Raw genomic sequence first — 25,975 nt, forward strand, 5'->3', positions numbered from 1 at the left:
TTGTAAGAGCGGCAGAAGGGAGTCGAACCCTCGTCTTCAGCTTGGAAGGCTGAGATAATAGCCGTTATATGACTGCCGCAAAAGCGATGAAAATAGATTATAGATTTTTGATAATCAAGTCAATAGTTTTTCTTTGTATTTTATTCAATTTTTTTTTGCATTAAAAAAATAACGGCTGCCCCAAAAAAAGCAGCCGAAAAAAAATCTACAAAATATATCTTGAAAGATCTTGATCTTTGATTACTCCGTTGAGTTTCTCATCAACATACGAACTGTCAATCGTCAAAGTCTCGCCAGCATGCTCGTCAGCATCAAAACTGATTTCTTCAAGAACCTTTTCCATAATTGTGTGAAGTCGTCTTGCACCGATGTTCTCGCTCTTCGAGTTTACTTCCTCGGCAAGAACGCTCATGCGGTCAATCGCGTCGTCTGTAAACACGATTTTGAGTCCTTCTGTTGCAAGCAAAGCCGAATACTGCTTGGTAAGGGCATTTTTTGGTTCAAGAAGGATTTTTCTAAAATCTTCCTTGGTAAGAGATTCAAGCTCAACTCGAAGCGGAAATCGTCCCTGAAGCTCAGGAATCAAATCGCTCGGAGCCGAAAGACTAAATGCGCCTGCGGCCACAAAAAGAATATGAGTCGTGTCAACAACACCGAATTTTGTGTTGACTTTTGAGCCTTCAACAATCGGAAGAATGTCTCGCTGAACACCTTCGCGGCTAACGTCTCGACCGCTAGCAGCCCCGCCCTTCGTAGCAATTTTGTCAATTTCGTCAATAAAAATGATTCCGCTCTGCTCAACCCGATTTTTTGCAATGTCCGCAACTTTGTCCGGATCAATCATCGAATCAAGAACGTCTTCCTGCAAAATCTTTTTTGCCTCACGAACAGAAACAGTCTTTTTCTTCATGTTCCGTCCGCTCAAAAGATTCGACAAATCCTGCATTCCGCTCTGCAAGTCGTCAAGACTTCCGCCAGCAATAATTTCCATGCTCGGAACGCTTCGCTGTCTCTTTACAGTCACTTCAACCTCGCGGTCATCAAGTTTTCCTTCACGGAGCATCTGTCTAAATTTCTCGCGTGTTGGATTTGCAGCAGTTTTTTTAGATTCATCTTCAGCCTGCTTTTCTGCAAGTTTTTTATTCTGCTCTTCAAGAGTCTTCATTGCGTCAGCAGAAGATTCAAAAAGCTCTCCGAGTGACGAGAAAGTTTGCACAGATTCCTGCTCGGCAGAATTATCTTTTTTGCCAGTACCAGGAAGAAGCAAATCCAAAAGCCGCTCCTCAACCTTTGGCCAGCTTGCCTCGCGAAGCTGCTCTTCCATCTCGTGCTTTACATTGTTGTAACCAACTGCCATCAAATCACGCACCATGCTCTCAACGTCACGGCCAACATAACCGACTTCGGTGTATTTTGTAGCCTCAACCTTAATAAACGGTGCGTTCACGAGTTTTGCAAGCCGGCGGGCAATTTCCGTTTTTCCAACTCCGGTCGGTCCAATCATCAGAATGTTTTTTGGAGCAACCTCGTCACGGATTTCTGCCGACAAATGAATTCTTCGGATTCTGTTTCTGAGGGCGACAGCCACAGCCTTTTTTGCTTTTTCTTGACCGATAATGTATTGGTCAAGCCGATTTACAATCTCTTTTGGCGTTAAGCCGTCGATTTTCGATTCAATTGCATTTTCTGCCATATAAATTTCCTGTCGGGCAAAATAAATTCTGCCACGGTTATTTTATTTTTTTCGGGAGTTTCCCAATTATTTTTCGAGAGTCTCGCAAATCACGTTGCCGTTAGTGTAAATGCAAATATTTCCCGCAATTCTAAGGCTTCTCTCGGCAATCTCTTTCGCGCTCAAATCGCTCGAATCCAAGTATGCGAGTGCCGCAGAATACGCGTAATTTCCGCCGGAACCAATTGCAAGAACATCGTTCTCTGGCTCAATAACGTTTCCGTCACCAGAAATCAAAAGGATTCTGTTCAAATCCGCAACAATGAGCATTGCCTCAAGTTTTTGTAAAGAACGCTCAGTTCTCCACATTTTTGCAAGCTCCACGGCAGAACGAAGAATGTCTCCGTTGAATTCCTTAACTTTTTCTTCGAATTTTTCAAGAAGGGTGAACGCGTCCGCAACGCTTCCTGCAAAGCCCGTAAGAATCTTGCCGTTATAAATTTTTCGAACCTTTCTTGCATTACCTTTACAAACTGTATTTCCAAGCGTAACCTGGCCATCTCCGGCCATCGCAACCTGACCATTTCGTTTTACGGCAATTACGGTCGTGCTTCTGATTTTTTCCTGTTCCATAAATTCTCCTAAAATAAGAATCCTATTGAACGTGTTCGACAACTTCAGTTTTCCGAGCACGTCTATTTTTCTTTGTCACCGCCATGAGGGTGAGCCTTGTTATACATGGCTATAAGCTGATTCGTGTTGATGTGCGTGTAACGCTGCGTCGTCGATATGCTTGAATGGCCCAAAAGTTCCTGAACAAGACGCACATCCGCGCCATTAGTCAACATTGCGGTCGCAAAAGTATGCCTGAACGCATGGGGTGAAACATGAATTTTCGTTCCCTCGCTTCCAGAATATCTTGTAAGGATATAAGCAATTCCGCGTGTTGTAAGCGGCTTTCCGCGTTGGTTCACAAAAAGAGCCTGCTCGTCATCAGCAGGAAATCTTTGCGAACGGTCATCAAGGTATTTTTTTAATGCTTCAACGGCATCTTTTTCAAAATAAACCCGTCTGTCCTTCCGGCCTTTTCCTGTCACAATCGCCGATGAAAAATCAGCTTCCAAATCCGAAATTAAAAGCGAGGCAAGTTCGCTAACACGGCATCCGCTCGAATACAACATTTCCAAAATCGCACAGTCTCGAGACGACCAGAGCAGTTCGTTTTTTTCTGGTTGCGCACAAAGTTTGTCAACTTCGGAATTCGTCATAAAACGGGGAAGCCTTTTAGGAATCTTTACCGATTTGATTTCAAAAGTCGGATTCATTTGAATATAATCAATTTTTCTGCAGTAGGCAAATAAAGTTTTTACGGAAGACAAAAATCTGTTAATCGATGCGGCGGCACTTTTATTTTTTGAAAGGAATCCAATGCATGCACGGATATTCTCTTCGCGCACAACTGAAATTTCAGAATCGGAAGGAATTCCGTTTTCGCGAAGAATCGTTTTAAAGCGGTCCAAATCCAAACGATACGCCTTTACAGTATTTGGGGAAAGACCTCGCACCGAATCAAGATAGAGCAAAAATTCATCTATGCAGTCTTCAAGAGAATGATTTTCTTTTTTTTCGTTCATAAAAACAATCTATACGGAAACCCCGAAAGATTGAAATTTTTCGAAGTTTCCCTGTATAAACTCCAAACTGAAGTTTTTGATTCCATTGCAAGTTATTTTAGCTCAATATTGGACATCAACTTTTTAATGTCTTCAGACTTTTCTTCATCCGCAGAGTGCAAGTAGTCGCAGTCAGGATTTATGCAAGACTTGTAGTTTCCGTTTTTTTTGTCGAATTTTTTCAACGAGGAACCAGCCGCACTTTGGACAATATTGGTCAATCGGCTTGAAATGCGAAATAAAATTGCACTTAGGATAATTTGAACAACCAAAAAACTCCTTTCCGCGGCCACGAGTTTTTCTTGCAACAATTTCACCGTCGCAGCCTTTTACAGGACATTTTGCAAGCGGAATAGAGCGAGTGTTGTGGCATTCCGGGAATCCTGAACAAGCGAGAAAGTAACCAAACCTGCCGAGTTTTTTAACGAACGGTTTTCCGCATTTTTCGCAAATTTTGTCAGTGGTTTCGTCAAGGAATCCCTTTACGCTTTTTTGAGTATGCTCAACTTCATCAACACGTTTTTTGAACGGACCATAAAAGTCTGCAATCATGTTGTTCCAAACAATTTTGTCCTGCTCAACTTCATCAAGTTTGTTTTCGATGTCGGCCGTAAAATGTTCGTTGATTACGTCCGGGAATGCTTCGACCAGAATCTTGCAAATCATTCGTCCCAAAATCGTAGGAACAAGCTGTTTATTGCTCCGAGTAACATAATATCGGTCAAGAAGCGTGGAAATAATCGGCGCGTAAGTTGAAGGTCGTCCGATTCCTTTTTCTTCAAGAACTTTTACAACCGAAGCGTCAGTGTATCGGGCAGGACCTTGAGTAAAATGCTGCTCTGGATAGAATTCGTGACTGGCTTCAAGAACCTCGTCTTTTTTGAGAGAAGGCAAACTTCCTGTAATTTCCTCTTTTGAAGAAAGAAGTTTGATGACTTTATAAAATCCCTTTTCGATTAATTTGCTCGCGCTAACCCTAAAAAGAGCATCTCCCGCCTGAATGTCAACGCTCATCGTGGCAGTTTTTGCATTGTTCATCTGGCTCGAAACAAAACGCTCCCAAATGATTGTGTAAAGACGCAACTGGTCACGGGAAAGATATTCTTTCATTTCGTCTGGCGTGTATTTTGTGTACGTCGGACGGATACATTCATGGGCATCCTGGGCGCTCTTTCCTACGGCATAGTGAATCGGCTCTGCCGGAAGTTCGTCGGCAAAATTCTTTCCAATCCATTCGCGAACTTCGTCAAGGGCAGTCTTTGCAATGCGAACAGAGTCGGTTCGCATGTAAGTAATAAGACCCACACGGTTTGCGCCAATCTGGATTCCTTCGTAAAGTTGCTGAGCAATCTGCATCGTTTTTCGGGAAGTGAATCCGAGTCGGTTTGCGGCTGATTGCTGAAGTTTACTCGTAGTGAACGGAGGCTTCGGCTTTACGCTTTTTTCGGTGACTTTTACATCGCTCACTTTGCACTGAGAATTCTTTATTTCATCAATAATTTTATTTACAGACTCTTCGTTTTTTAATTCAGGTTTTTCGCCTTTGTACTGAACAAGCTGAGCCGTAAATTTAGATTTTCCTTTTGCAAAATCAGCTTCGAGAGTCCAATATTCTTCCGGAATAAAATCTTCAACTTCTTTTTCGCGCTCACAAATCAAACGAAGGGCTACGGACTGAACTCGCCCCGCGCTAAGGCCGTTCTTCACTTTTTCCCACAAAAGCGGGCTCAAATTGTAGCCAACAAGTCTGTCAAGAACGCGGCGGGCTTTTTGTGCATTCACCTTGCTCTCCACGATTTCGCCAGGATGTTTTACAGCCTCTTTGATTGCAAGCGGAGTGATTTCGTTAAAAACGATTCGTTTTATATCCGCTTTGGTTTTATCTTTTAGGGCATTGTTCAAATGCCAGGCGATGGCCTCTCCTTCACGGTCGTTATCGGATGCGAGCAGAACGTGGTCAGATTTTTTTGCGTCACGCTGCAATTCTTTTAATAGACTCGCGCGTCCACGAACTGTTATGTATTCTGGCTGAAAGTTGTCTTCAATATTTACAGCCATTCTTGATTTGGGCAAATCGATAAGATGTCCCATAGAAGCTTTTACCGTATAGCCCGCACCCAAATATTTTTCAATTGTCGTTGCTTTTGCAGGAGACTCAACTATTACTAGTGTTGATTCAGCAGGTTTCTTCTTAGTCGCCATAGATTTCTCCATTTTTCTTAAATTGAGGTATCCATTATATAAACTATCGTATAGATAGAAGAAAATTTTTAGTTTATAGACATACCCTATTGAAATTTTCTACATTTTTTGTAATCAGAATAATCTTTTATAATTTGCGCACCATCTTTTACAAAAGCTGCTGGCGAATTATTAAGTTTATTTTCGGCAGATTTAAAATTACTTAAATCTGATTTTATTTTTTGAATCACGCTCTGCGTAAGGATTTCAGATTCCTTTGAAAAGCACTCGGCATGAAAATAGAGTTCACGGTTATAATCCAAAGCAAGACCGGCCGTGAGCATAGCACCGCTTCCCGGCGGAGCCTGAATCACCACCGTGGCAGGAGAAAGGGCTGCCACAATTCTGTTCCTCTGTACAAAACGAAAATTCATTGCAGGTGTTCCTGGAATATATTCGCTTAAAATCACACCACCACTCTCAAGAATTCTTGCGGCCAATCGTGTGTTCGATTTTGGAGCAATGTTATCGATTCCGCCCGGCAAAACAGCTGCCGTTCCGCCCAAATCAGCGCTCAGCGCACCTTTGTGGGCGCAAGCATCTATTCCAAAGGCAAGCCCGCTCACAACAACGCAATCGTCATTAGCGGCTTCCATTGAAAAACTCTCGGCAGCCTCTTTTGCGCTTACGGTACAGTGCCTTGTCCCGACGACAGAAACACATTGTTTCTTTAGGATTTCCAAATTTCCACGATAAAAAAGCATGTACGGCGGATCTTTCATTTCCCTGAGCATCGCAGGAAAATCCGCTCCGTCGATGCAAGTAAAACCGATTCCAAAGGCTTTTAAAATATGAAGTGACTGAAAAGCATTCTTTAGAGACAAACTCCCGTTCCAAGAACAACGTGAAAATACACGTTTGAGAGAAAATTGAAGATCATCAAGAGTCATTTTTGCAAGACATTCGGCAGAATCCACCGTCGAAGCCAGCGTGCTATTTTTCTTTTGTAGTCAAAAAAGAAGCGTCTGCAAGAATCAGACGCTTTAAAAGCTCACCTTCATCAATTTTCATGCTGAGCATCCATAACGAATTTCTTGTTGGCAAGAGCCTCGTTTCGTTTTTTCTCGGTATTTTGAAAGTCTTATAATTTCGTCGTAAAGTGTAATTGCCTTGTCATACAAGCCGGTTGAAGAATACGCGCGGGCCAAAATAAACATGGCATCAGTATTTTTTGTATCGATTGTAAGGAGTGTTTCTAGCGGAGTTATAGCTTTGTCCTCCGAATCTTTGAATTCAAAAACATAAAGAACACCGAGCGCATACAGAGCACGCGTGTAGCGGGGATTTATTTGAATCGCACGACTGTAAGCTTCTTCTGCAAGCCTCAAATAATTATTTTTTTCGGTCATTGCTTCCAGTTCCGCCAAAATCAAGAGCTGCATGAGACATATAGCCAGCACACAAACCTACATAATAGTAGAGATTTTCGTTGTCAGGATAGAATTGCAAAGCAGCCTCAAAACTCTTAAGTGCCTCGCCATACATTTTTGCGTCAAGATAGCGGACTCCAAGCATTTTGTACCAAATCGCAACCTGACCGTTCGCAAGCTGAATGTCCATTACGCGATCCTGATATTTTTTGATTGCAACTTGCAGTTCTTCAACAGTCGTAGGATTAACAACGCCTTCCTCAAGTTTCTGAAGTCTTATGACCGATTTTGAAGATTTAGAACATCCAGAAAGCAATAAAACGGCAATCAAAATGCCTAGTATTTTACGTTTTGTAATATCTCTATCCATTTTTTCCTCTTTTTTTCTATCGGCTGATTAATTTATTATCATCAGTTTCATTAATATTTTCCTGTATTTTTTCGGAATTATGACCAGGAAAATAAGTATTATGTCCTTCCCTAAGCTGCTTGTCTTCGACATGGGTATAAATTGTAGTCGTAGACAAATCAGAATGCCCCAAAAGTTCCTGAACGGACCTTAAATCCATTCCCCCGGCAAGCAAATGAGTCGCAAACGAATGCCGAAGAGTATGAACTTTTGCGGTAACACCGCTTTTTGCCTCAAACGTCTGAAAATTCTTCCAGACCCCTTTTCGGCTTATAGGCTCGCCCTTGTAATTTACGAAAACCTGAGAAACAACCTTGCCTTTTACAAGATTAGGGCGCACGTCATTCAAATACGCTTCAAGGCGTTTTTTGGCAGATTCGCCAAACGGCACCATTCGTTCCTTGTCGCCTTTTCCATGCACGATTATCATCTGCTCGTTCAAATGAAGATTTTCGATTTTCAGTGAGCAAACCTCGCTAATACGAAGTCCGCAAGAATAAACAAGCTCAAAAAGCGCACGATCCCTGATTCCAAGCGGTTTCGAAACATCTATTGAATCAAGAAGAGAATCAACCTGTTCCACAGAAAGCACCCGCGGAAGCGAACGGGAAGCTTTTGGCCGGTCAAGAAGTTTTGCGATATTTTCTTTCCACATGCCAGCTCGCACGAGATACGAACCGAACGCACGAAGACCTGAAATATCTTTTGCAATCGTAAGTTCGTCACAAGACTTCTCGGTTTTTCGCCATGTAAGAAAATACAAAAGGTTCTGAATCGTGACCGATGCAAGTTTGATTTGTTCTTGTACTAGCCAATTCAAAAATATTTCGCATGACTCGCAATAAGTCTGGGCCGTAAGCTCAGAAACCCGCTCTACAGACGCTAAGTCGTTGTAGAATCTGGAGAGCAGAAGTTCTATAGTCATTATTCCTTACCAAAACCAATATTTTTAGAAAGCTTGCTCACGTCCAAATGCCAAATTGCAGGCTGACTCAAATCATTTGGATTAGATTCAAAGTCTTTTGGTGGCTGCAAAGATGACGAAACGGGCTTTACAGGCTGAACAGGTCGAGACACCGGAGGAACAGACCTTGCAGGCTGCATTTGCGGAGCCGCAGTTTTTCCCATTGCAACAGCAGAAGGATTTCTCAAATAGTCCATATCAACAGGGGCAGATTTTGCAGCCGGCATAGGAGTTGGTTCAGGAATCGGAGATTTTTTTACAGGGTCTTCGTAAACCGGAGTGTCAAAAAGACCAGACATTCCGTCAGGTATAGAAGAGAAAGCTCTTTCTGAAGCAACAGAAGCTGAAACCTTTGCAGGTGCCTCTGGCTGTGGAACCGGAGGAACTACAGGAGTTTTTGGATTTACCAAGTCCTGGAAATCGCCGTAACCAAGTTCGTTTGTAGAATCGATAGGCTTTTTTACGACAGGTTTTGAAACGGAACTGTCAGGTTTCTTGTTTGAATGGAATCCTGTAGCGATAACAGTTACGCTTACGCTTTCGCCCATATTGTTATCAATCACCTGACCCCAAATAACTCTTGCCTCTGAATCTGCGCTTGCAGTAACAATTCGAACAATCTCTTCACACTCGTTAAGAGAGAACTGATCGTTTCCGCAAATATTAATAAGGATATTTTTTGCACCGTCAATGTTCGTGTTTTCAAGGAGTTTGTTTCCGATTGCGGCAGTAGCAGCATCAGTCGCACGATTTTCGCCTTCGCCAATACCAATGCCGAAGATAGCGTCTCCCTGCCCCTTCATCGCAGAACTTACATCTCGGAAGTCAAGGTTAATAAGTCCTTTTTTAGTGATAATATCAGAAATTCCCTGAACGCCCTGGCGAAGAATATCATCAACTTTTCGGAACGCCTCAGGAATCGAAATTCGCTTTCCAGTTTCATCAAGAACATGCTGATTCGGAATTACGATAAGAGAATCAACCTCTTCGTGAAGTTTTTTAATGCCGGCCTCAGCCTGAGACATTCGGACAGGTCCTTCAAACTTAAACGGTTTTGTTACAACAGCAACAGTCAACGCACCAAGTTCACGCGCAATTCTTGCAACGACAGGAGCCGAACCTGTTCCCGTTCCACCGCCCATACCTGCGGTTACAAAAACCATGTCGGCATCTTTTAGAAGACCTTTTATAACTTCTTCGTCTTCTTTTGCAGCTTCTTCACCAACCTCAGGACGACCACCGGCACCAAGACCGCCGGCACTATTTTTTTCCGATTTGTATTTTTTCATCAGCTTTTGATTCGCTCAAAACCTGAAGGTCGGTATTCAATGCGATAAATTCAACATTTTGGATATTTGCGTCAATCATGCAGTCAACAGCGTTACCGCCACCGCCGCCACAACCAACGACTTTGATTACAGTCGGACTCGTAACATTCAACGTCTTTCCATTGTTATTTACAACTTGCACATCCATCAATCTGCTTGCCTCCCACCCATAAAAAGGAATCCCCATTCCATATGAGACGAAATTTATTTAAGCCTAATTTTTTGATTTATTCTTTATACCAAAAAAAAGATTTTAGAAAAACATATTTATGAATTTTTTTACACCTTTTGTCAAAAAATTTTCTTCGTCAGTTGATTCAACAACTTTCTGTTTCTTACCGTGCTTTACGGAAGAGCTTCCCTTGTCCGCAATAATGAGACCGACGGCTGTAGCCCACTCGGAAGTTCGGTAAGACTCTTCGATTCCACCAAAATTTCCCGGAACGCCAATTCTTACGGCAGAAGTCTGGAAAACGTACTTTGCAGCCTCAACGACACCGTTCATAAGGGCGCCGCCACCAGTAAGAATAATATTTCCGTCCAGACTGTTTATCTTATAACGCCGCTCAGGGCCTGTAAAACATTTCTTCTTTATTTCTTCAAAGCACAGCTGGAAAATCTGAATTATTCGGGCCTGAATAATCTGACTCAATTCAATTCGCTTTTTTAGTTCAGGAGCCTTTCCGCCAATTCCAGGAACAAGAACTTCTTCATTCATGCCAACAAGCTCTGCCCAGGCACAACCGTTTTCGATTTTTATTTTTTCAGCATTTTCTGGAGAAATTCCCCAAACCTTTACAATATCGTTCGTAACAAGTTTTCCGCCGGCAGGAATCGAAATCGTGCAAATAGGCGCGTCGTCATAAATAACGACAGCATCGGTCGAACCGCCGCCCAAATCAATCAGAATCGAGCCAAGTTCACGCTCGTCCTTTCCCATTACGGCTTCCGTACAAGCAAGCGTTTTTAAGAAAACTTTGTCCAAATCATAATTCGTGCGGGCAACACAATCTTTTATGTTTTTAATTTGAGTTGTCGATGCGGTAATGATACAAACGTCAACTTCGAGACGAACAGCAAAATTGTTCAGAGGATCTTTGTAGCCCGGAACACCGTTTACAATATAATCTTGCGGAATAAGATGAAGAATTTCACGAGTCATAGGAATACTGAACGCATTCGCATTCTGCAAGACTCGCTGTCTGTCTTCCTCTGTAATCGAACGCTCACGCTTTCCTACCGTATTTATGGCAACTTGCCCCTGCGACTGATGAGACTCAATCTGCGCACCGCCAATTCCAGCGACACATCCCACAGCCTCAATTCCAGCATTCATTTCTGCATCTTCAATGGTATCTTTTACCACCTCTTTTGCAGACTCAATATTTACGATTACGCCATTGCGCAAAAATCCGGGAGAAGCCCTTTTTGCAACACCGAGAATCTCCACAGAATTATCTTCATTAATTACACCAATTACAGCCCTGACATAACAAGTGCCAATGTCTAGACCTATAACAACATTATCTGTCAAAAAAACTCCTGCTATTGATTACGGGTTCTGAATGCAACCGAGCCATAACGAAGGTCAATTTCCTCAACATCAGGCTCCAATGTATTAACTACGTCCAACGCAACCATCATATATTGCAAAGCTTCCTCATTCAATTGGCGACCAGTAAGAATCCTTGTCTTTGAGTGAACAGGATAAAGAACAAGCTCGTAGTTACCATATTCCTTTGGAACGACGTGGATTTCCGAAACCGCCGCAAAATAATTCTGCGAAAGCTTTCTAATCGAAGCAATCTGATCCATAAGACCACGATACTTCATAGGAATTCTCATGCCCTCAGGAATATTTTCCAAAGGAATTCCTGAAATCAATGGAATCGAACGGTCTGAATGAGCGATATTTGAAGGAGAAGTAAAAAGAACGCCGCTCTTGTCAATCTGAACGGGAACCGTCCGTCCGTTCGAATTGACAAAAGTCATTGCGACCGGCTCTCTTTCAATTACGTTTATATAAATTTTATCGGGAAAACTTTTTACAATCTGAACACTCTCGATTCCTGCGATAGACGAAATAAGCTCAACCGCTTCATCAGAATCAAAACTGAAAAAATTTTTTGAGAGCATAGGACTTATAGAATGATTCAGTTCCTGTTCAGAATAACTGGACGAACCGCTCCAGGCAACATTAACGGTCTGCAAACACGGAATTACAAGAAAATAAACGAGCATTTCAACAACGAGAAGAAAACAGAAAACGATTATAAAAAGCTTTAGGGTATTCATTTTTGACGTCCCCCCGCTTTTTGATTTTGAGACCTGTGACACATTGTCGAAAGCCTGAAAAACATAATCACTCATAAATCACATCTCCTACAGAAGTATCTTGCTCATCTATTTTATCGATGCGGGAAGTGTTAACTATAAATCCGCACATCGCTAACGTTATTATTATCGACGTTCCGCCCGAAGAAAAGAATGGCAAAGGCACGCCAGTTGAAGGAATTACGCCAACCACAACGGCCACATTCATGAGTGACTGACCGACGATTACCGCCAAAAGCCCGAACGAAGCAAGGGAGGCGAAACGGTCAGAAGTCGTAAGGACAGTCACCATGACGCGCCAGGCAAAGCAGCCTAAAAGAATAAAGTAAATAATCACTCCGAAGAATCCAGTTCCTTCGACCCAGCCAGCAAAAATATAATCCGACTGAACTTCTGGAACGTGACCGGTTTTTATCAGCCCGGAACCGAACCCTTGCCCCCAAAATCCGCCGGAAATAATCGCCCTTTTTGCCGCCATCGGCTGATAATTGTAATCCTGAGCATAGTTCGTCTGGTCAAGATAACCGACAATTCGGTTAAGACGGTACTCATTCAAAGTTACCGAAAGAACTGCGAGCGGAACCACAATCAAAAGAAGTGGAAAAAGCCAGAGAATTTTTGCCCCCGATGCAAGAAAAACAAGCACGCCGACCATAAAAATAAAACACGTTGTCGAAAAATCCTTGTGCATCAGAACGCAACCGCAGAACATCAGCAAAAAGCAAACGGCAGGCCAGACAGTTTTGTCTTCCTGTTTTAAAAGCTTATTCTGTTTGTCAAAAAAGTTCGCAAGATAAAGAACCATGACCATTTTAATAAGCTCAGATGGCTGAAAAGTCGAAAGAAAAGGAACTTTAAGCCAGCGTCTAGCTCCGTTTATGGTTTTCCCTAATCCCGGAACGAAAATCAAAAAACATAAAAGAACTGAGGCAAAAACCATAATCGGCAAAAGCTTTCGGATTTTGTTCATGTCAACAATCACAAAAAACAAAAAACCAAAAAAACCGATTGCAGAGCTTATGAGCTGTCTTTTTACAAAATGGAACGGACTTCCAAAAATCCGCTGACCGTAACTGCTCGAACAAAAATACAGCGCGACGATTCCGATTCCCCACAAAAGAATTATAAGGAGAATTATTGAAGAGTCACATTTTCTGTATTTTTCAAGCGGTCTGTTCGTAAAAAAGTTAAAACGGCTCATTTTATACTATCAATTCTCTTTTTTTCGCTAATCTACTTTTTATAATTAGATTCAAGAAGAGGCATAAGTCTCTCAAGCCCCACTCCACGGGAACCTTTGAGCAAAACAAAATCCCCGTCCGACGCAAATGAATTTATTTCGGACGCGGCTTTTTCAATCGATTGGAGTGAATAATCGTCAACATGAATCAATTTTGTGTTTTGTCCGTTGCCAGAAAGTTTTTTTGCCTCGTCAAAACCAGAGGCCATTTCTGTTCCCACAAAAACAATCATGTCCGGCTTGCTTTCAATGGCGAGTTTTCCGGCGTTGGCATGTGCCTTTTTAGACTCATCACCAAGTTCCAGCATATCGCCGAGAACAAAAATCTTTTTTGAAGGAATATTTACTGACGCACAGAATTCAATCGCCTTTTCCATTGAATCCGGATTTGCGTTGTAGCAATCTTCAAGAACGTTCAGCCGACCTTTTACGAGTTGGCTTCGTCCGCTAAGCGGCTTTAAGCTCTCAATTCCGGCTTTAATCTGCTCTGGAGAAAGCCCAAGTTCACGTGCAAGGGCAACCGCGCCCAAAGCGTTCGTAAAGTTATATTTTCCTGGAAGAGAAAGACGCATTTTTACGCCGTCAACAGAAAAAGTCGTGCCTTCAAGACCGTCGTCGCTAATAAAAACTACTCCAGAATCTTTAACGTTCTTTCCGTAGCGGATAATTTTTCCTTTTACGCCCTCGCAAAGAAAATCTGCAAAATCATCTTCGTCAGGAATTACGGCAGCACCGTTTGAGTCAACAAAATTAAAAATCTTCTTTTTTTCTTGTGCGATTGCCTCACGAGACCCCAAAAGTCCTATGTGCGCTGTGCCAATATTCGTTATGATTCCAAAATTCGGCTTAAAAACTTCGGCAATCTCCCCTATTTCATTCTGGCGGTTCATGCCCATCTCAAAAAGTCCAAGTTCATGATCAGAACGAATGCTGAACACTGAAAGCGGCAAGCCCGTCTCGGAATTCAAATTGCCAACGTTGCAAACGACCTTGTATTTTTGACTCAGAACTGAAGCCGCAATTTCTTTTGTGGTCGTTTTTCCGCTCGAACCAGTCACGGAGCAACGGATAAGATTCGGGAATTTCTGCACATACGCACCAGCGGCTTTTTGAAGACCGTGCAAAGTGTTTGAGACATACACAAAAGCAACGCAAGGATTCTTTTTTGAAAGTTCGATAATTTCATCATCTTTCTTTGAAACAAGAACGACGCTAGCCCCGCTTTCGAGAGCCTTAGGAATGTATATGTGCCCGTCCTGCTTTTCGCCGATTAAAGGCACAAAAAGAGTGTTTTTCTTTACGGAACGGCTGTCTGTAGCCACTGAATCAAAATAGAAATTTTTCTCGTCAAAATCTTTGTTCAAAAGTTCGCCATCAATGCTCTTTAGAGCATTCAGAAACTCTTTTAAAGAAAGAAAAGAGACGTTTTTTACATCTGTCATAAAATACCCACCCAGATTTTTGACATAATTTTTTTATTTGGCGGAAGCCCAAAAACTTCGTTTTTTTGAGTCAACCTAAAAATGCGATGTTTTAAGACTCACTATCCTCAAGAAAACATCGCGAAAAAACTCGCCGGAAAGCCTAAAAACATCCTGAGTTTTAGGGCTACCGGTGAACGCGAGTTTTTACTTTGACTTTATTTCGACACGAACGATATCTTCTTTATTTGCTTTATGCATTCCAAGTTCGTTCTCAGCAAGCTTTTCGATTCGGTCTGAACTGGAAAGCACGCTGATGTCAGAAATAAGCTCCCTATTTTTTTCCACAAGCTCCACCTGCCTGTTTTCAAGGCTGTTAAGCTCGTGTTTGAGGTTCTTGAATCTATTCGCCTGATACACGTTCACTAAAAGCAAAGCGGGTATGCAAATGGCAATAAGATAGATTACAAGAGAGCCTCGCTTTGGATGACGAAGCGTCATTAAATAGCCTCCGACTCGATTTGTAACAAATGAATTTCTGACGCATCCCGAAGTTTTCGTACAACACGCAACTTCGCGCTGCGGCTCGGAGAATTCACTTTTACTTCTTCGGTCGTAGGCTCAATTGGTTTTCTGGTCAAAATCTCTGCACAAGGCGTTCCGCCACATGTACATTTTGGTTGCTCAGGAGGACAAACGCACTGTTTTCCGAGATTCCTAAAGTAATTCTTTACGATTCTGTCCTCTAACGAATGGAAAGTGATTACACCCATTTTTCCGCCCGTCTGAAGAACGTTGAACGCGGCATGAAGAGCTTCTGGAAGACGTCGAAGCTCGCTGTTCACAGCGATTCTCAACGCCTGAAAAGTTCTCGTTGCCGGATGAATCGGACCATGACGATAATTTGCAGGAACTGCGTCATATATAATTTCGGCTAAAGCTTTTGAAGACATTATCTTTCCCGTGCTTCTTGCCGAAACAATGGCTTTCGCAATTCTCCTGCTCATTTTTTCGTCGCTATATAAATAGATAAGATTTGCAAGTTCTTCTTCCCGCATCGTGTTCACAATGTCGGCGGCGCTCTCGCCTTCATCGGAATTCAAACGCATATCGAGCGGTTCGTCGTAACGGAAAGAGAATCCTCGCCCGGATTTTTCGTAATGATAAACGCTGATTCCCAGGTCAAAAAGAATGATATTAGGTCTTTCCTGGCTCTCAAAATCAAAATTCTTGTAAAAATTATTGAACCAGCCGTTGTAAAACTGCATTCTTTCGCCAAAAGGACTTAACCGTTCACGGGCGCGTGCCTGAATCGTCTTGTCCGCATCAAGACCTAAAATATGAAGATTTTGGAATTTTGAAAGAAACGCGTTTGAATGTCCGCCCTCACCCAATGTCGAATCAATCATAAAAGCATGATTTTCAAAAGGCTCTCCGACAGGAGACAAATATTCAAGACACTCATTTAAAAGGACTGGCGTATGAACGATTTCCAACTTTTTTACCCCAAAGCTATTTTTTTAGATGGTGACAAGAAGATAAAAAATAAGCGCGGCACTCTGATTCACCTTGTAGTGTAAAAGATTGCCGCGCAAGCTCGCAATTATTAGAAAAAAATCAGAAACTTATAGAACCAAGTCCCTCTGCAGCCTGCAAAAAAGAATCTTCCGTTTCTTTCAAATAATTTGCGTAAGTCTCGGAATTCCAGAGTTCCATGTATTTGTTAATCCCCAAAATAACACATTCACAAGAACCTGAAAGTCCAGCGTAATCACGTAAGCTCTGAGGAATTGAAATTCGACCTGACTTGTCGAATTCAACTTCCTGAGCCGGAGCAATCAATCGTCTCAAAACCAAGCGGTTCTGCGTATTGAACGGAGAAGCCGACTCCATGATTTTTGACGAAAGATTTTTCCATTCTTCTGGGGTATAAAGCCATAAACAGCGGTCAAGAGACTGCGTGACTATGAGAATATTATTACCTGATAGTTCACTTCTGAGATGAGCGGGGAATAAAATTCTCCCTTTCTCGTCCATAGTGTTGTGATATTCACCTGTCAGCAGTTCCATCCACTATTCACCACTTACACCCACTTTTTCCCACCACAGTTTCTATTTTAACCACAAAACTTATAAAGTCAACGTCATTTTTTACCGATAAAAATTTATTTTTAGCTCTAAAAATCCGGGAAGCTAATAAATAAAGGGATTCGGACCGATTATTTTTTTTATAAAATTTTTTAATTCGTTTTTAATTTTTTAAGGTTTGCTTTTTAATTGCCCGAATGTTTAAAATATCACCTGTTAAAACACCGTATTTTTTATGATTTTAGGAGCAAGTTATGCATCGAGCAAAATATTTTTTTAGTCTGGTTTGTGCATTCATTTTTTCTTCAATATTTTATTCACCAATCATATTTGCCCAAAAAAAACATACGCATTTTGATTCGATTTCAATGGTTCGGCTTGGCCCGACGCAAAAAAACGTGCTCTACGAAAGGTACGTAATCGGGGACGGAACGCAGTCTTACACAGCCACGAGATGGATTACGCCATTTTTGATGAATCAATACGAAACGACTTACGAACTTTGGTACGAAGTCCGCGACATTGCCGAACAACTTGGCTACACGTTCAAAAGCAAGGGCGAAGGCGGCTCAAAAGGAAAAACGGGAGCGGCCCCAACCGACGAAACTCGCCACCAGCCAGTTACGCTGATTTCTTGGTACGACGCAATCGTCTGGTGCAACGCTTTGAGCGAAATTCACGGATTGACGCCATGCTACACGAATAACAAGAAAGTCCTTAAAGATGCGACTGACACGGCTTCTTGCGACCTTGCCCAATGCAATTTTGAAGCGGACGGATTTAGACTGCCCACCGAAGCGGAATGGGAATTTGCCGCACGAAAGCTCCCGAACGGCTACATGGACGGAGGATACGTTAGCGGTCAGTTCGACAAGAACGGAAATGAAAAATATTCAGAGGATGAAGTGGCTTGGACGCCGATGAACTCTGAAGAAACGCACGTCGTGGGAACTGCGGGAACCGTGTTCAAAGAATCGGCGTTTCCGGAGCCTGGCTCAGGAAACGCAAATGCCGCCGATATTTTTGACATGAGCGGAAACGTAATCGAATTCTGCTGGGACTGGTTTTTTACCCGCTACGAGGACGTTGAACCTGGAAAGCGTGCAACAGGACTGGAATTTGGAAGCGAGCGAGTCTGCCGCGGCGGAAGCTGGAGCCCTGTTACGATGCTGAGTGCCGCAGGAGACCGCTACAGTTACGATCCGAACGAAAGCTATGATTTTATGGGCTTTAGATTTGTTCAGACCGTAAAGGCGGAAAAATAGATTTTAAGGCAATCATTACAATGAGCAAAGCTCGGCTGAGTCAACTTTCCATTTGCCTTCAGAATCTTTGGCAGCAGTTACCCAGCCGTATTTGCCTTCTTCACCGAGGCTACCCGGATTGATTACTGTCGTGTCTCCGATTTTACTGATGCCCGCGCTCTCGTGAATGTGGCCTGTCACGACCAAAAACGGGGTGCGTTTTTCAATAAAATCGCGCAAAAGCTGACTTCCCACATGAACTCCGTTCGGAATTTTGTCGCATTCAGTGTCTTTTGGCGGATTGTGCATAATCAGAATCAAATTTGACCAATGACCGTTTTCGTCTGCGCACTCTTCGCTGGAATTTTCAATTACATCAAAATCAGAAACAAGTTCCTCTTCTGAACGCTCAAACGGTGTTGAGCCTGTAAATTTTGAGCCGCCTCCAGAACCTGCAATCGCAATTCCTTCATCGTATGTGACGGTTCCCTGAACGCTCACGTCGGCATTCTCAATTTCTTCGAGGAAATCTGGATTGTCGCAGTTTCCGAGGACTGCAAATATTTTTTCGTGCTTTTTTGTAAGTTTTTCGAGTACAGGCTTGCCAGTTTCCTCGTGTTCAAAAAGTGCAAAATCTCCGCCAAAAAGAACTGCGTCGGCAAGCTGGAATTTTTCGTCAAGTTTGTCGAGCTTCTCAAGATTTCCATGAATATCAGAAATTACCAAAAACTTCATATTTAACCTCCTCACGGCTTCCGCATTATAAACTTGCAAGTGTAAAAAAAAGTGTCATTCTGAAATTTTGACACAGATTAACACAGATGAACGGTGATAAGGCACAGATAAAGCAAAAAACACCGTGTTCCAGCTGTGCATACCTGTGTGCATCTGTGTCAGAAAATTACAAACTGCCTAAATTTTGTCCATAACGGATTTTAGGGCTTCCATTTGTTCTTTTGTGCCGATTGTGATTCTTAAAAAGTCTTCAATGCCAGGTGTCGAAAAGTGGCGGACCAGGATTCCGGCCTGTTTTATAGCTTTGTAAGTTTCTTCCGCTGGAACGCCGTCTTTTTTTATAAAAATAAAATTCGTTTGGCTGTCGATTACGAACCAATTTCGCTCGCGCAAGAATTTTATAAAATCCTCACGCTCGCGAACGACTTTTTTTGCACAGTCAACGTAATATTTTGAATCGGAACAAGCCGCAATTCCTGCCGTTTGAGCAACAAAATCAATCGGAAAGTGATTGAGAGAATTTTTTACGGTCGTAACGTTCTTCACAAGTTCAGGATTTGAAACGAGATAGCCCAATCGCTGCCCTGCACCGCAAAGTGATTTTGAAAACGTTCTAACAATCACGAGATTTTTAAATTCGTTGATGAGCGGAATGCAGCTTTCACCGCCAAAATCAACGTAAGCTTCGTCAACCACGAACACGCGGTCTTTAGGAGCCTTTAAAATCATTTCGCGCACCTGATTTCTGGTAAGGCCCAAGCCTGTCGGCGCGTTCGGGTTCGCGAAAATTATGCTCGTATTTTTTTCGTTCGCGTCGGAAAGCATTTTTGGAACGTTCAAAGTCCAGTCTGAATTGAGCGGAATTTTGTCGAGCGGAATCTCGTAAAATCCGGCGTAAACTGGATAGAAGCTGTAAGTGTGCTCAGGAAGAACAAGTTCCCTGTCACCGTCAAAAAAAGCGTAAAAAACGAAAGACAAAACTTCATCGCTTCCGTTACCGCAATAAATCATTTCCGGTGTTACTTCAAAAGGAATCTTGTCGCTCTCGAACGGAGAAACGCTCTCGCCGTTCACGCTGGCCCGGCAAAGAACGCCGCCAGTCTCGTTGAGCATTTTTGCAATCGCTTTTTTGAGTTCGTTTGAATCAGGGTCTGGATAAAGGCCCAGTTTTTCAGGATGATTTTTTACGGCATTCACCACCGCGTCCACGACTTTTGGTGACGGCGGGTAAGGATTCTCGTTCGCGTTGAGTTTTATGTACGCTCGGTCTTTTGGCTGCTCGCCCGGAACATAGGGGTGCAGGTTTTTCATTCGTGAGGAAATCATTTTGCCTCCTTTTTTTGATTCTCAATTTTACATTTATTGTATATGCTGAATCAAGCGAGCACACGGGATAATAATATTGTGGGCGCCTTGAAAAACTGAAGTTTTTCGAAGTATCCATTGTAGAATTTCTGCAAAAAATATCGGAACTACCGCAAAATCCGTTTTTGTTCGTTCGTTGCAACGTTTAAAAAAAAGGCAGGCTTTGTCAAAACTCAAAATTGAACTTTTTAATCAACTTGCAATATTATTGATGGTCATGCACTCGGCTTTTTAAGTTTGCTGGTGGGAGAAATATGATTAATACTTACAACGAAACAGATTTGCATCTTTCGCTCAAAAAAATATATGCGCTGGAATCTGAAGCACGGACCGAGGTTAAAATCGAAGGAACAAAATGGATTGCAGACATTATGACCGAGGCCGGAGATGTGATTGAAATTCAGACTTCCAACATTTCCGCGCTGACGCAAAAGGTTGCTTTTTTGCTGGAGAAAGGCAAGAAAGTTACAGTAGTGCATCCAATTGTGGAAAATAAATTCATCGAAATGTATCTTCCAGACGGAACGTTAAAATCGCGAAAAAAAAGTCCGCAGCACAAGTCGATTTATTCGATTCTTCGGGGGCTCACAAAAATCTATCCGTATCTTACCCACGAGAATTTTACGCTTGAAATTCTTTACGTTGAGGTTTCGGAAGAAAGACGAATTACGGCGGAGCCGGTGCAACTTACAAATTGCAGCAGACGGCACTTGAAAAACTGGTTTCCCATGGAAAAAAAACTCGAAAAAATACTGCGCAAAGAATTCTACCGAACGAAAGATGATTATAAAAATCTGATTCCGAAAGAAATCCAGATTCAAGAATCACCTTTCAGGCAGCTTGATTTGATAAACGCGATTTATGATTTTACCGGCAGAAAAACAGACGCAAAATACGCGCCTCTTTTAATCTGGCTTTTTACCCGCATGGGAATTCTTGATACAGTGCAGGAAAAGCCACGCCGGCTGTACAAAGTTTTGCCGGCTACAAATTCTTTACCGCAAAAATCGTAAGGTCGTCGGCCTGTTTGTCCTCGTTTATGCCAGTGTAGTAAATGTAGTTCGGGTCGCCAATGTCGCTCTTTTCGCTGCAATAAAAATCGTAGCCGTTGAACGTTTTTTTAAGGAACTCGTCGATTTTTCGGTCAACTTTTATACCATCGCCGTCAATGCGCACGGTTCCTTTATCATCTTTTGTAACCGTTCCGTGGGCATCGGGACGCTTGTACATTCTAAACACTTTTTCAACCGAAGCGAGTGCCATAATCATGTCGTCAACGTTGCCCGAAAGCTTTGAAAAATCAAAATAAAGATTCTCGTTCGGATTCTGAGGATGGCAGCGAACAAGTCTGTAGCCTTTTTTGTTGAACACGGACTCAACAATCGCCTTAATTCGGTCATTTCCGAATTCTTCGTATTCTTCATCAGGATTATGATTTATGTGCAGTCCGTCTTTGTTCAGATTTTTAGTTTCACCGCACTTTCGGTTCTGAAAGTTTTCGTCCTTAAAATAACTCTGAGCCTCCTCAATGCCGTCAGTGTACAAAAAGAGAATATCGTTTTTCTTCAATTTTAATTTTTTGACTTTGTAGCCACCCTTCATATCAACCATGAACTGGTCAATCTGACCGGCCGCAGGCATTCCAGACTCTTTTGTGTCAAGTTCAATCGTAAGCTGCTCATTTTTTTGAGAGTCGTAAAGATGAACGATTCGGTCTCCCGCATGGCAAAGATAAACTTCGTCGTTTTTGGAGTCGAAAAGACCGATAAGAAGGGTTGCGAATTTGCCCCGCAAGCCCAAGTCGCCGATGAACTCGTTGAGTTTTGCGGCAAGTTCATTGATTCGCGTTCCGTTTTTCTTGTAGCTCCAGTCGTTAAAATATTCGCGGAAGATTGTGGCGATTACGGCAACCAAAAGCGCCGCAGGAATTCCGTGGCCAGAAACGTCGCATTTAATTACAGCGTACCAACGCTCGTCAAGTTTCTTATAGTCAAAAAAGTCGCCAGAAACGCTGTCAGAGCCTTCATAGTAGCAGAAAAGGTCGATTTCTTTGTCCGTGTAGCTCGCAGTGGTCTTTTTTTCCATATCGCCAGCGTCAAGCGGAATCAAAGCCTGCTGAACGGCTTTTCCGTCAAGCTCCATTTTTTGAGATTCAAGTTGCTGCTCCAAAATCTCTGCCGCGTGCGCGCGTGCCTGAGCCGCATCTGCCTGAGCTTTTGCCGCGGCTTCGCGAGTCTTAATGTTTTCCTCTCGGATTTTTGCCGCAATTTTCTCGTCTTTCGCAGCTTTTACAAGTCCGCGCGTCATATCGTTTACGGTGTCGCCGAGTGTGCGGATTTCGTCGCGGCTCTTGATTTTTATTTCATAGCCTTCAAGTTCCTCTTTGTCTTGAACGTCGCCGATTTTTCGCACGTGAACGGCAAGCCTTTTTATTGGGTTTACGATAATCGAAGAAACTATGAGCGCACCGATGATTCCGATTATGATTGCAAGCCCCGCAACAGCGCCGGAAATATACATGATTCTTCTTGCGGCAAGCTCGACAGAATCAATAAGCTCGTCGGTAGAAACGTTCATAATCGCAAGGCCACGAACATAAGTTTCGGTGTCCGCGCCCTGACGATAAATGACAGGTTTGTAGAAAAAATAATTTCTGTTCGAGCGGTCAAGATGCTCGGTACCGTAAATTGGGTAACTTCCGCCGCCATTGCTCGCAATTCCGTTAAGAATCACCGAAATCTCGGTATTATATTTATTTATAAATCCTTCAATTTCTTCAAGCCGCTCGTCATTTGCAGTTTCAGCCTCGGCATTCAGCAAATTGATTTTTTTTGCAAGTTCATTCACCTGCAATTTTGATTCTTTGTTGAGCGAGTCGATTTTTGAATTCAAGTCGTCGCTAAAAAGCTTGTATTTTGACTTTCCGGCTTCCAGCATCGGAGTGTCGATTTTTGAGGCAATGTCCGCATCGTTCGAAGCCCACACAAAATCAATTCCGGTCATTTTTTCGTCTTTAGGAAGACCGACAATAGTTGCGTAATTGAATTCGCTCACTTTTTCGGTCTGAGTAGGAATTTCTTGCAAACGAAGGAGAGCCATGTCACTTCCGTCTCCAGAAATCGCGTCAGGAAGATAATTTCGGGTCTCAGAAGACATACTTTCGAGCATAATGTCGATTCGGTCTTTAAGCCCTTTTGCAAGAGAGCGTTCCTGCGTCTGAATCATCGTATAACCGAGTGGAACAGAAACCATAAAGACGATCGCAAGAACCAGAATCGTGGTGAAGGTCATAAGTTTTAGCTTTAAGCCCATTCCTCGTTTTTTAAGGGCAAGCTGCAATTCTTTCTTTTCCATAGGCATTAAATCTCCTGTAAAAAGCGCGCGCACTTCTTTTTTGATGATTAGCGATTCCCTCGCCGTGCTAGAAAGTCCCTTTACGGCGGCAATCACACCAAAAATAGAAAGCGCCATCAAAATCCACAGAGGAACGTATTCAAGCTCCAAAAGATATTTATAGTCCGTGTGCGGAATAACCCGCCATTCATGTTCAAATTCGTAAGTAGGCTCATATTTTACAGTGCCGCTAACGTTCACCGTAAGATTTCGGTTCCACTTTGTAAGCCCGCGGTCGGTGTGGCGAACAGAAACGGAATACCGCCCGGCCTTAATGTCATCGATTTTTATTTCGGAAAGCCGTTCGTCGCTCAGAACCTTGAATTCACCGCTTTTTTGGGTAAAAACAAACCTTGCGCCGCTGTCAAGCCCCGTAAGAATCACTTCCGAAATCGTTCCGTCGTACAAAAAACTCTCGCCCGTAATCGAAACGTACAGCCGCCCGATTTCGTCTTTTCGGCTCGTAACGCTGTGAATTTTTGTTGAAGGACGATATTTGTTCAAAAGCACGAGAGTCTTTTTTGCTTGTCCACGGTTTCCAACGCCGTCAATCGCGCTCACGGAAAGAACGTAAAGGCCGTTCTCGTAGTTCGAGATTTTTACGCTCTGTTTGCTCGTCATAATTTTTGCGGGAGGCTCTTTTACGCTGTCGATTTTTGGAATATTTTTCGTAATCAAGTCACCAACAATGTTTTCAACCTGAGAGTCCGACATTCTGATTCTGTGCGTTCTGTTCACCGCAAGATTTTTTTGAAGGCCCGCAACCGGTGTAAGCGACCACGAATAGCCAGCAACGTCGTCATCGTCTTCAGAAGGCTCCCATGAAAAAGTCAAATCGTTTGACGCGGCAAAGCCAAATTTATCGGTCTGAATCTCGTCGATTTTTGGAGCGGAAGGCGGAGTTATGTCTCGCAAATACGAAATAGTTGCGGGGTTAGACCAGTTTCCAGCGTTGTCGAGCGCGCGCACCTTAAAATAGAAAGTTCCGTCGTCGTAAACGGGCGTGCTGTCCGTAATCGTAAGTTCTTTTGCCGAATTATAATAACCTTTTGACGGGCTCGTTGATTTTTCAGGATTCTCATCCAAATCTTTCGTAAAAATCCACGAAAATCCCGCAATTCCGCTTGGGTCTTCCGGCAAAGTGACTTTCGCGCTTGCCTTTTGCGAAGAACTTTTTTTGCCTTCTGTGTAGCTTACCGCCGTAAGTTTTGGTGCAGAAACTTTGTGGTCCCGCTCAAGAACGTAGATTCTCTGCTGACCGTTACTCAAACTCTGCTGCCAAACATAACCGATTTCTTTTTGGTCTTGAAAAAACAGCGGAAAAGCGAATCGTGAATTGAATTTTCGGGAAACCAGCGTTTGTGTTGACCACCTGTAGCTCGTTTTGTGTGCCGTAAAAATTCCGTCGGTGCCATTGCGATTATCGAACCACAAAACATGGACGTTCCCGCCGTGCCTGTAAAAAGTTGGCCTTCGGGCATTTCCGATTGAAGTTACGTTCTCAACGTTTGAAAGTTCGCCAGAAGAATCTATGTTCGCAACGACGATTTTTGAGTTTTCTGAATTTTCGTCAGAGCGTTCCCACGCAATGTAAGTCTGAGTTCCGCTCGTAAAAAGAGCTGGACGCTGATTTTGAAAAGCCGTGTAATCCGCCGTAGTCCCGAAAGGAAAAGAGTTCTCTCCGGTCACAAGTTTAGGTTCCGTCCAGGAAGAAAGCCCGTCCCGGCTCACCGTGGAATAAAGCTGGAATTTTTCGCTTACGGTATTTTTTCCCTGCATCACAACAAGGTCGCCGCCATTAACCGGCACAAGATACGGAACAAAAGGATTCGTAAGATTAACAGACGGCGCGAACGGCGAAAGAGCTGACCATTTTACTCCGTTTGACGAGCGGGCAGAAAGAAGCGTAAAGTATCCGCGCTGTGCAATCGTCGCGTCAGAACTTGCATAACTTTCACCGAGAGAAGCAAAAAGCATAAATCCGCCGGTAGAAGCCGCAAAAACTCTCGGACCGACTACGGCTTTTTCTTGGCGAGGAAGCTGGCTGTACTCAAAAGTTTTTCCCATGTCCTTTGAAGAGTACACGCCGACAGAATAAAATCTTGACGCATTGGATGCCGCAAGAACCGCCACGGCAATCGTGCCTTTTTTATTCATCGCCACCGAAAAAATGTCCGGAACTTCGCCAGAATATTTTATCGCCTCGGAGTGAATTCTTTTTGGGGCCGTCCAATCAAAAGAACCTTTTTGCCGGCTAACCATCGAAATCCAAATTTGATGAGTGCTGGTGTTCACTTCCTCAAAAAATACGAACGAAGAATCACCGTTGCTCACTGCCTGCGGAAACCAGGAATTTACTTCGGTAACGGCGCTCGGAACATCCCAGTAAACAGAATTTGCGCTTTGAGCCGTAACCAGAAAAACCGTTGCGAGAATCGAGAACACAAAGCTAAGTTTTATGATTAATTTTTTCATTTCAATTTTTCCTCAATTCTTCC

At 42.9% G+C, this 25,975-nt stretch carries 21 protein-coding genes, 1 tRNA gene and 1 pseudogene; 2 read left to right on the forward strand and 21 right to left on the reverse strand.

The features are described 5' to 3' along the window. Positions 1-7: 7 nt before the first annotated feature. The 18 genes and pseudogenes from JI65_RS03335 to mraZ all read right to left on the reverse strand — a co-directional run bounded on the left by JI65_RS03335 (position 8) and on the right by mraZ (position 16,722). Positions 8-79, reverse strand: a tRNA-Gly gene (locus tag JI65_RS03335). 126 nt (positions 80-205) lie between these two features. Then, positions 206-1,678 (reverse strand): ATP-dependent protease ATPase subunit HslU, encoded by a 1,473-nt coding sequence (hslU, locus tag JI65_RS03340; RefSeq protein WP_277950582.1) that lies wholly within the window; start codon positions 1,676-1,678, stop codon positions 206-208. An 81-nt stretch (positions 1,679-1,759) separates the two neighbouring features. Continuing rightward, positions 1,760-2,305 (reverse strand): ATP-dependent protease subunit HslV, encoded by a 546-nt coding sequence (gene hslV, locus JI65_RS03345; protein WP_191013966.1) that lies wholly within the window; start codon positions 2,303-2,305, stop codon positions 1,760-1,762. A gap of 62 nt (positions 2,306-2,367) precedes the next feature. After that, positions 2,368-3,306 carry a tyrosine-type recombinase/integrase gene (locus JI65_RS03350; protein ID WP_191013967.1) on the reverse strand — a complete coding sequence of 313 codons (939 nt, stop codon included), beginning with the start codon at positions 3,304-3,306 and terminating at the stop codon, positions 2,368-2,370. Positions 3,307-3,398: 92 nt separating this feature from the next. After that, positions 3,399-5,547 (reverse strand): annotated as a pseudogene (gene topA / locus JI65_RS03355) (type I DNA topoisomerase). 86 nt (positions 5,548-5,633) lie between these two features. Beyond that, positions 5,634-6,410, reverse strand: a complete 777-nt coding sequence (gene dprA / locus JI65_RS03360; RefSeq protein ID WP_191013968.1) for a DNA-processing protein DprA — start codon at positions 6,408-6,410, stop codon at positions 5,634-5,636. Between the two features lie 183 nt (positions 6,411-6,593). After that, entirely contained in the window at positions 6,594-6,935 is a 342-nt protein-coding gene (locus JI65_RS17290) for a tetratricopeptide repeat protein (protein WP_242457148.1), read from the reverse strand. Beyond that, positions 6,919-7,326 (reverse strand): tetratricopeptide repeat protein, encoded by a 408-nt coding sequence (locus JI65_RS17295; protein WP_242457149.1) that lies wholly within the window; start codon positions 7,324-7,326, stop codon positions 6,919-6,921. The genes JI65_RS17290 and JI65_RS17295 overlap by 17 nt, the downstream gene beginning before the upstream one ends. Before the next feature lie 16 nt (positions 7,327-7,342). Further along, positions 7,343-8,290 (reverse strand): tyrosine recombinase, encoded by a 948-nt coding sequence (locus JI65_RS03370; RefSeq protein WP_191013969.1) that lies wholly within the window; start codon positions 8,288-8,290, stop codon positions 7,343-7,345. Beyond that, the gene (ftsZ, locus tag JI65_RS03375; RefSeq protein WP_242457150.1) at positions 8,290-9,618 is read right to left on the reverse strand and encodes a cell division protein FtsZ; all 1,329 of its coding nucleotides are present in this window, start codon (positions 9,616-9,618) and stop codon (positions 8,290-8,292) included. The genes JI65_RS03370 and ftsZ overlap by 1 nt, the downstream gene beginning before the upstream one ends. Continuing rightward, complete coding sequence (locus JI65_RS17300; RefSeq protein WP_340138427.1) at positions 9,590-9,805, reverse strand: hypothetical protein; 216 nt, start codon at positions 9,803-9,805, stop codon at positions 9,590-9,592. Before JI65_RS17300 ends, ftsZ begins: the two co-directional genes overlap by 29 nt. Positions 9,806-9,910: 105 nt before the next feature. Further along, complete coding sequence (ftsA, locus tag JI65_RS03380; protein ID WP_191013970.1) at positions 9,911-11,191, reverse strand: cell division protein FtsA; 1,281 nt, start codon at positions 11,189-11,191, stop codon at positions 9,911-9,913. An 11-nt stretch (positions 11,192-11,202) separates the two neighbouring features. Beyond that, complete coding sequence (locus tag JI65_RS03385) at positions 11,203-12,027, reverse strand: cell division protein FtsQ/DivIB (protein WP_191013971.1); 825 nt, start codon at positions 12,025-12,027, stop codon at positions 11,203-11,205. Continuing rightward, positions 12,020-13,192: an FtsW/RodA/SpoVE family cell cycle protein gene (locus JI65_RS03390; RefSeq protein WP_191013972.1), complete on the reverse strand. Its 1,173-nt coding sequence runs from the start codon at positions 13,190-13,192 to the stop codon at positions 12,020-12,022. Before JI65_RS03390 ends, JI65_RS03385 begins: the two co-directional genes overlap by 8 nt. 32 nt (positions 13,193-13,224) lie before the next feature. Beyond that, a complete protein-coding gene (locus tag JI65_RS03395; protein ID WP_191013973.1) occupies positions 13,225-14,673 on the reverse strand; it encodes a UDP-N-acetylmuramoyl-tripeptide--D-alanyl-D-alanine ligase in 1,449 nt (482 codons plus the stop codon). Between the two features lie 186 nt (positions 14,674-14,859). Then, positions 14,860-15,153, reverse strand: a complete 294-nt coding sequence (gene ftsL / locus JI65_RS03400) for a cell division protein FtsL (RefSeq protein ID WP_191013974.1) — start codon at positions 15,151-15,153, stop codon at positions 14,860-14,862. Further along, a complete protein-coding gene (gene rsmH / locus JI65_RS03405) occupies positions 15,153-16,148 on the reverse strand; it encodes a 16S rRNA (cytosine(1402)-N(4))-methyltransferase RsmH (protein WP_191013975.1) in 996 nt (331 codons plus the stop codon). Before rsmH ends, ftsL begins: the two co-directional genes overlap by 1 nt. A 121-nt stretch (positions 16,149-16,269) precedes the next feature. After that, positions 16,270-16,722 (reverse strand): division/cell wall cluster transcriptional repressor MraZ, encoded by a 453-nt coding sequence (mraZ, locus tag JI65_RS03410; RefSeq protein WP_191013976.1) that lies wholly within the window; start codon positions 16,720-16,722, stop codon positions 16,270-16,272. A 272-nt stretch (positions 16,723-16,994) separates the two neighbouring features. Between mraZ and JI65_RS03415 the strand changes: the two genes are divergently transcribed. Then, complete coding sequence (locus JI65_RS03415; protein WP_191013977.1) at positions 16,995-18,005, forward strand: formylglycine-generating enzyme family protein; 1,011 nt, start codon at positions 16,995-16,997, stop codon at positions 18,003-18,005. A gap of 15 nt (positions 18,006-18,020) precedes the next feature. Here the strand turns inward: JI65_RS03415 and JI65_RS03420 are convergent, their stop codons facing one another. Together JI65_RS03420 and hisC are read right to left on the reverse strand one after the other, a co-directional pair. Next, positions 18,021-18,719, reverse strand: coding sequence for a metallophosphoesterase family protein (locus JI65_RS03420; RefSeq protein ID WP_191013978.1), 699 nt, complete (start codon positions 18,717-18,719; stop codon positions 18,021-18,023). 177 nt (positions 18,720-18,896) lie between these two features. Beyond that, entirely contained in the window at positions 18,897-20,045 is a 1,149-nt protein-coding gene (hisC, locus tag JI65_RS03425; protein ID WP_191013979.1) for a histidinol-phosphate transaminase, read from the reverse strand. 293 nt (positions 20,046-20,338) lie between these two features. Between hisC and JI65_RS03430 the strand changes: the two genes are divergently transcribed. Continuing rightward, positions 20,339-21,097 (forward strand): DUF8091 domain-containing protein, encoded by a 759-nt coding sequence (locus JI65_RS03430; RefSeq protein ID WP_191013980.1) that lies wholly within the window; start codon positions 20,339-20,341, stop codon positions 21,095-21,097. Here the strand turns inward: JI65_RS03430 and JI65_RS03435 are convergent. Then, positions 21,069-25,952 carry a SpoIIE family protein phosphatase gene (locus JI65_RS03435; RefSeq protein ID WP_191013981.1) on the reverse strand — a complete coding sequence of 1,628 codons (4,884 nt, stop codon included), beginning with the start codon at positions 25,950-25,952 and terminating at the stop codon, positions 21,069-21,071. The two genes, JI65_RS03430 and JI65_RS03435, sit on opposite strands and share 29 nt — an antisense overlap. Positions 25,953-25,975: the final 23 nt, after the last annotated feature.

The organism is Treponema zioleckii (assembly GCF_014737315.1).
Lineage (GTDB): Bacteria > Spirochaetota > Spirochaetia > Treponematales > Treponemataceae > Treponema_D > Treponema_D zioleckii.

What these genes read in the sequence shown, in the direction of transcription:
- hslV (WP_191013966.1), bottom strand. Translation starts at nt 2,305, where the DNA reads ATGGAACAGGAAAAAATCAGAAGCACGACCGTAATTGCCGTAAAACGA.
- JI65_RS03350 (WP_191013967.1), bottom strand. Translation starts at nt 3,306, where the DNA reads ATGAACGAAAAAAAAGAAAATCATTCTCTTGAAGACTGCATAGATGAA.
- JI65_RS17290 (WP_242457148.1), bottom strand. Translation starts at nt 6,935, where the DNA reads ATGACCGAAAAAAATAATTATTTGAGGCTTGCAGAAGAAGCTTACAGT.
- JI65_RS17295 (WP_242457149.1), bottom strand. Translation starts at nt 7,326, where the DNA reads ATGGATAGAGATATTACAAAACGTAAAATACTAGGCATTTTGATTGCC.
- JI65_RS03370 (WP_191013969.1), bottom strand. Translation starts at nt 8,290, where the DNA reads ATGACTATAGAACTTCTGCTCTCCAGATTCTACAACGACTTAGCGTCT.
- ftsZ (WP_242457150.1), bottom strand. Translation starts at nt 9,618, where the DNA reads ATGAAAAAATACAAATCGGAAAAAAATAGTGCCGGCGGTCTTGGTGCC.
- JI65_RS17300 (WP_340138427.1), bottom strand. Translation starts at nt 9,805, where the DNA reads ATGGATGTGCAAGTTGTAAATAACAATGGAAAGACGTTGAATGTTACG.
- JI65_RS03385 (WP_191013971.1), bottom strand. Translation starts at nt 12,027, where the DNA reads ATGAGTGATTATGTTTTTCAGGCTTTCGACAATGTGTCACAGGTCTCA.
- JI65_RS03390 (WP_191013972.1), bottom strand. Translation starts at nt 13,192, where the DNA reads ATGAGCCGTTTTAACTTTTTTACGAACAGACCGCTTGAAAAATACAGA.
- JI65_RS03395 (WP_191013973.1), bottom strand. Translation starts at nt 14,673, where the DNA reads ATGACAGATGTAAAAAACGTCTCTTTTCTTTCTTTAAAAGAGTTTCTG.
- ftsL (WP_191013974.1), bottom strand. Translation starts at nt 15,153, where the DNA reads ATGACGCTTCGTCATCCAAAGCGAGGCTCTCTTGTAATCTATCTTATT.
- mraZ (WP_191013976.1), bottom strand. Translation starts at nt 16,722, where the DNA reads ATGGAACTGCTGACAGGTGAATATCACAACACTATGGACGAGAAAGGG.
- JI65_RS03415 (WP_191013977.1), top strand. Translation starts at nt 16,995, where the DNA reads ATGCATCGAGCAAAATATTTTTTTAGTCTGGTTTGTGCATTCATTTTT.
- JI65_RS03420 (WP_191013978.1), bottom strand. Translation starts at nt 18,719, where the DNA reads ATGAAGTTTTTGGTAATTTCTGATATTCATGGAAATCTTGAGAAGCTC.
- hisC (WP_191013979.1), bottom strand. Translation starts at nt 20,045, where the DNA reads ATGATTTCCTCACGAATGAAAAACCTGCACCCCTATGTTCCGGGCGAG.
- JI65_RS03430 (WP_191013980.1), top strand. Translation starts at nt 20,339, where the DNA reads ATGATTAATACTTACAACGAAACAGATTTGCATCTTTCGCTCAAAAAA.
- JI65_RS03435 (WP_191013981.1), bottom strand. Translation starts at nt 25,952, where the DNA reads ATGAAAAAATTAATCATAAAACTTAGCTTTGTGTTCTCGATTCTCGCA.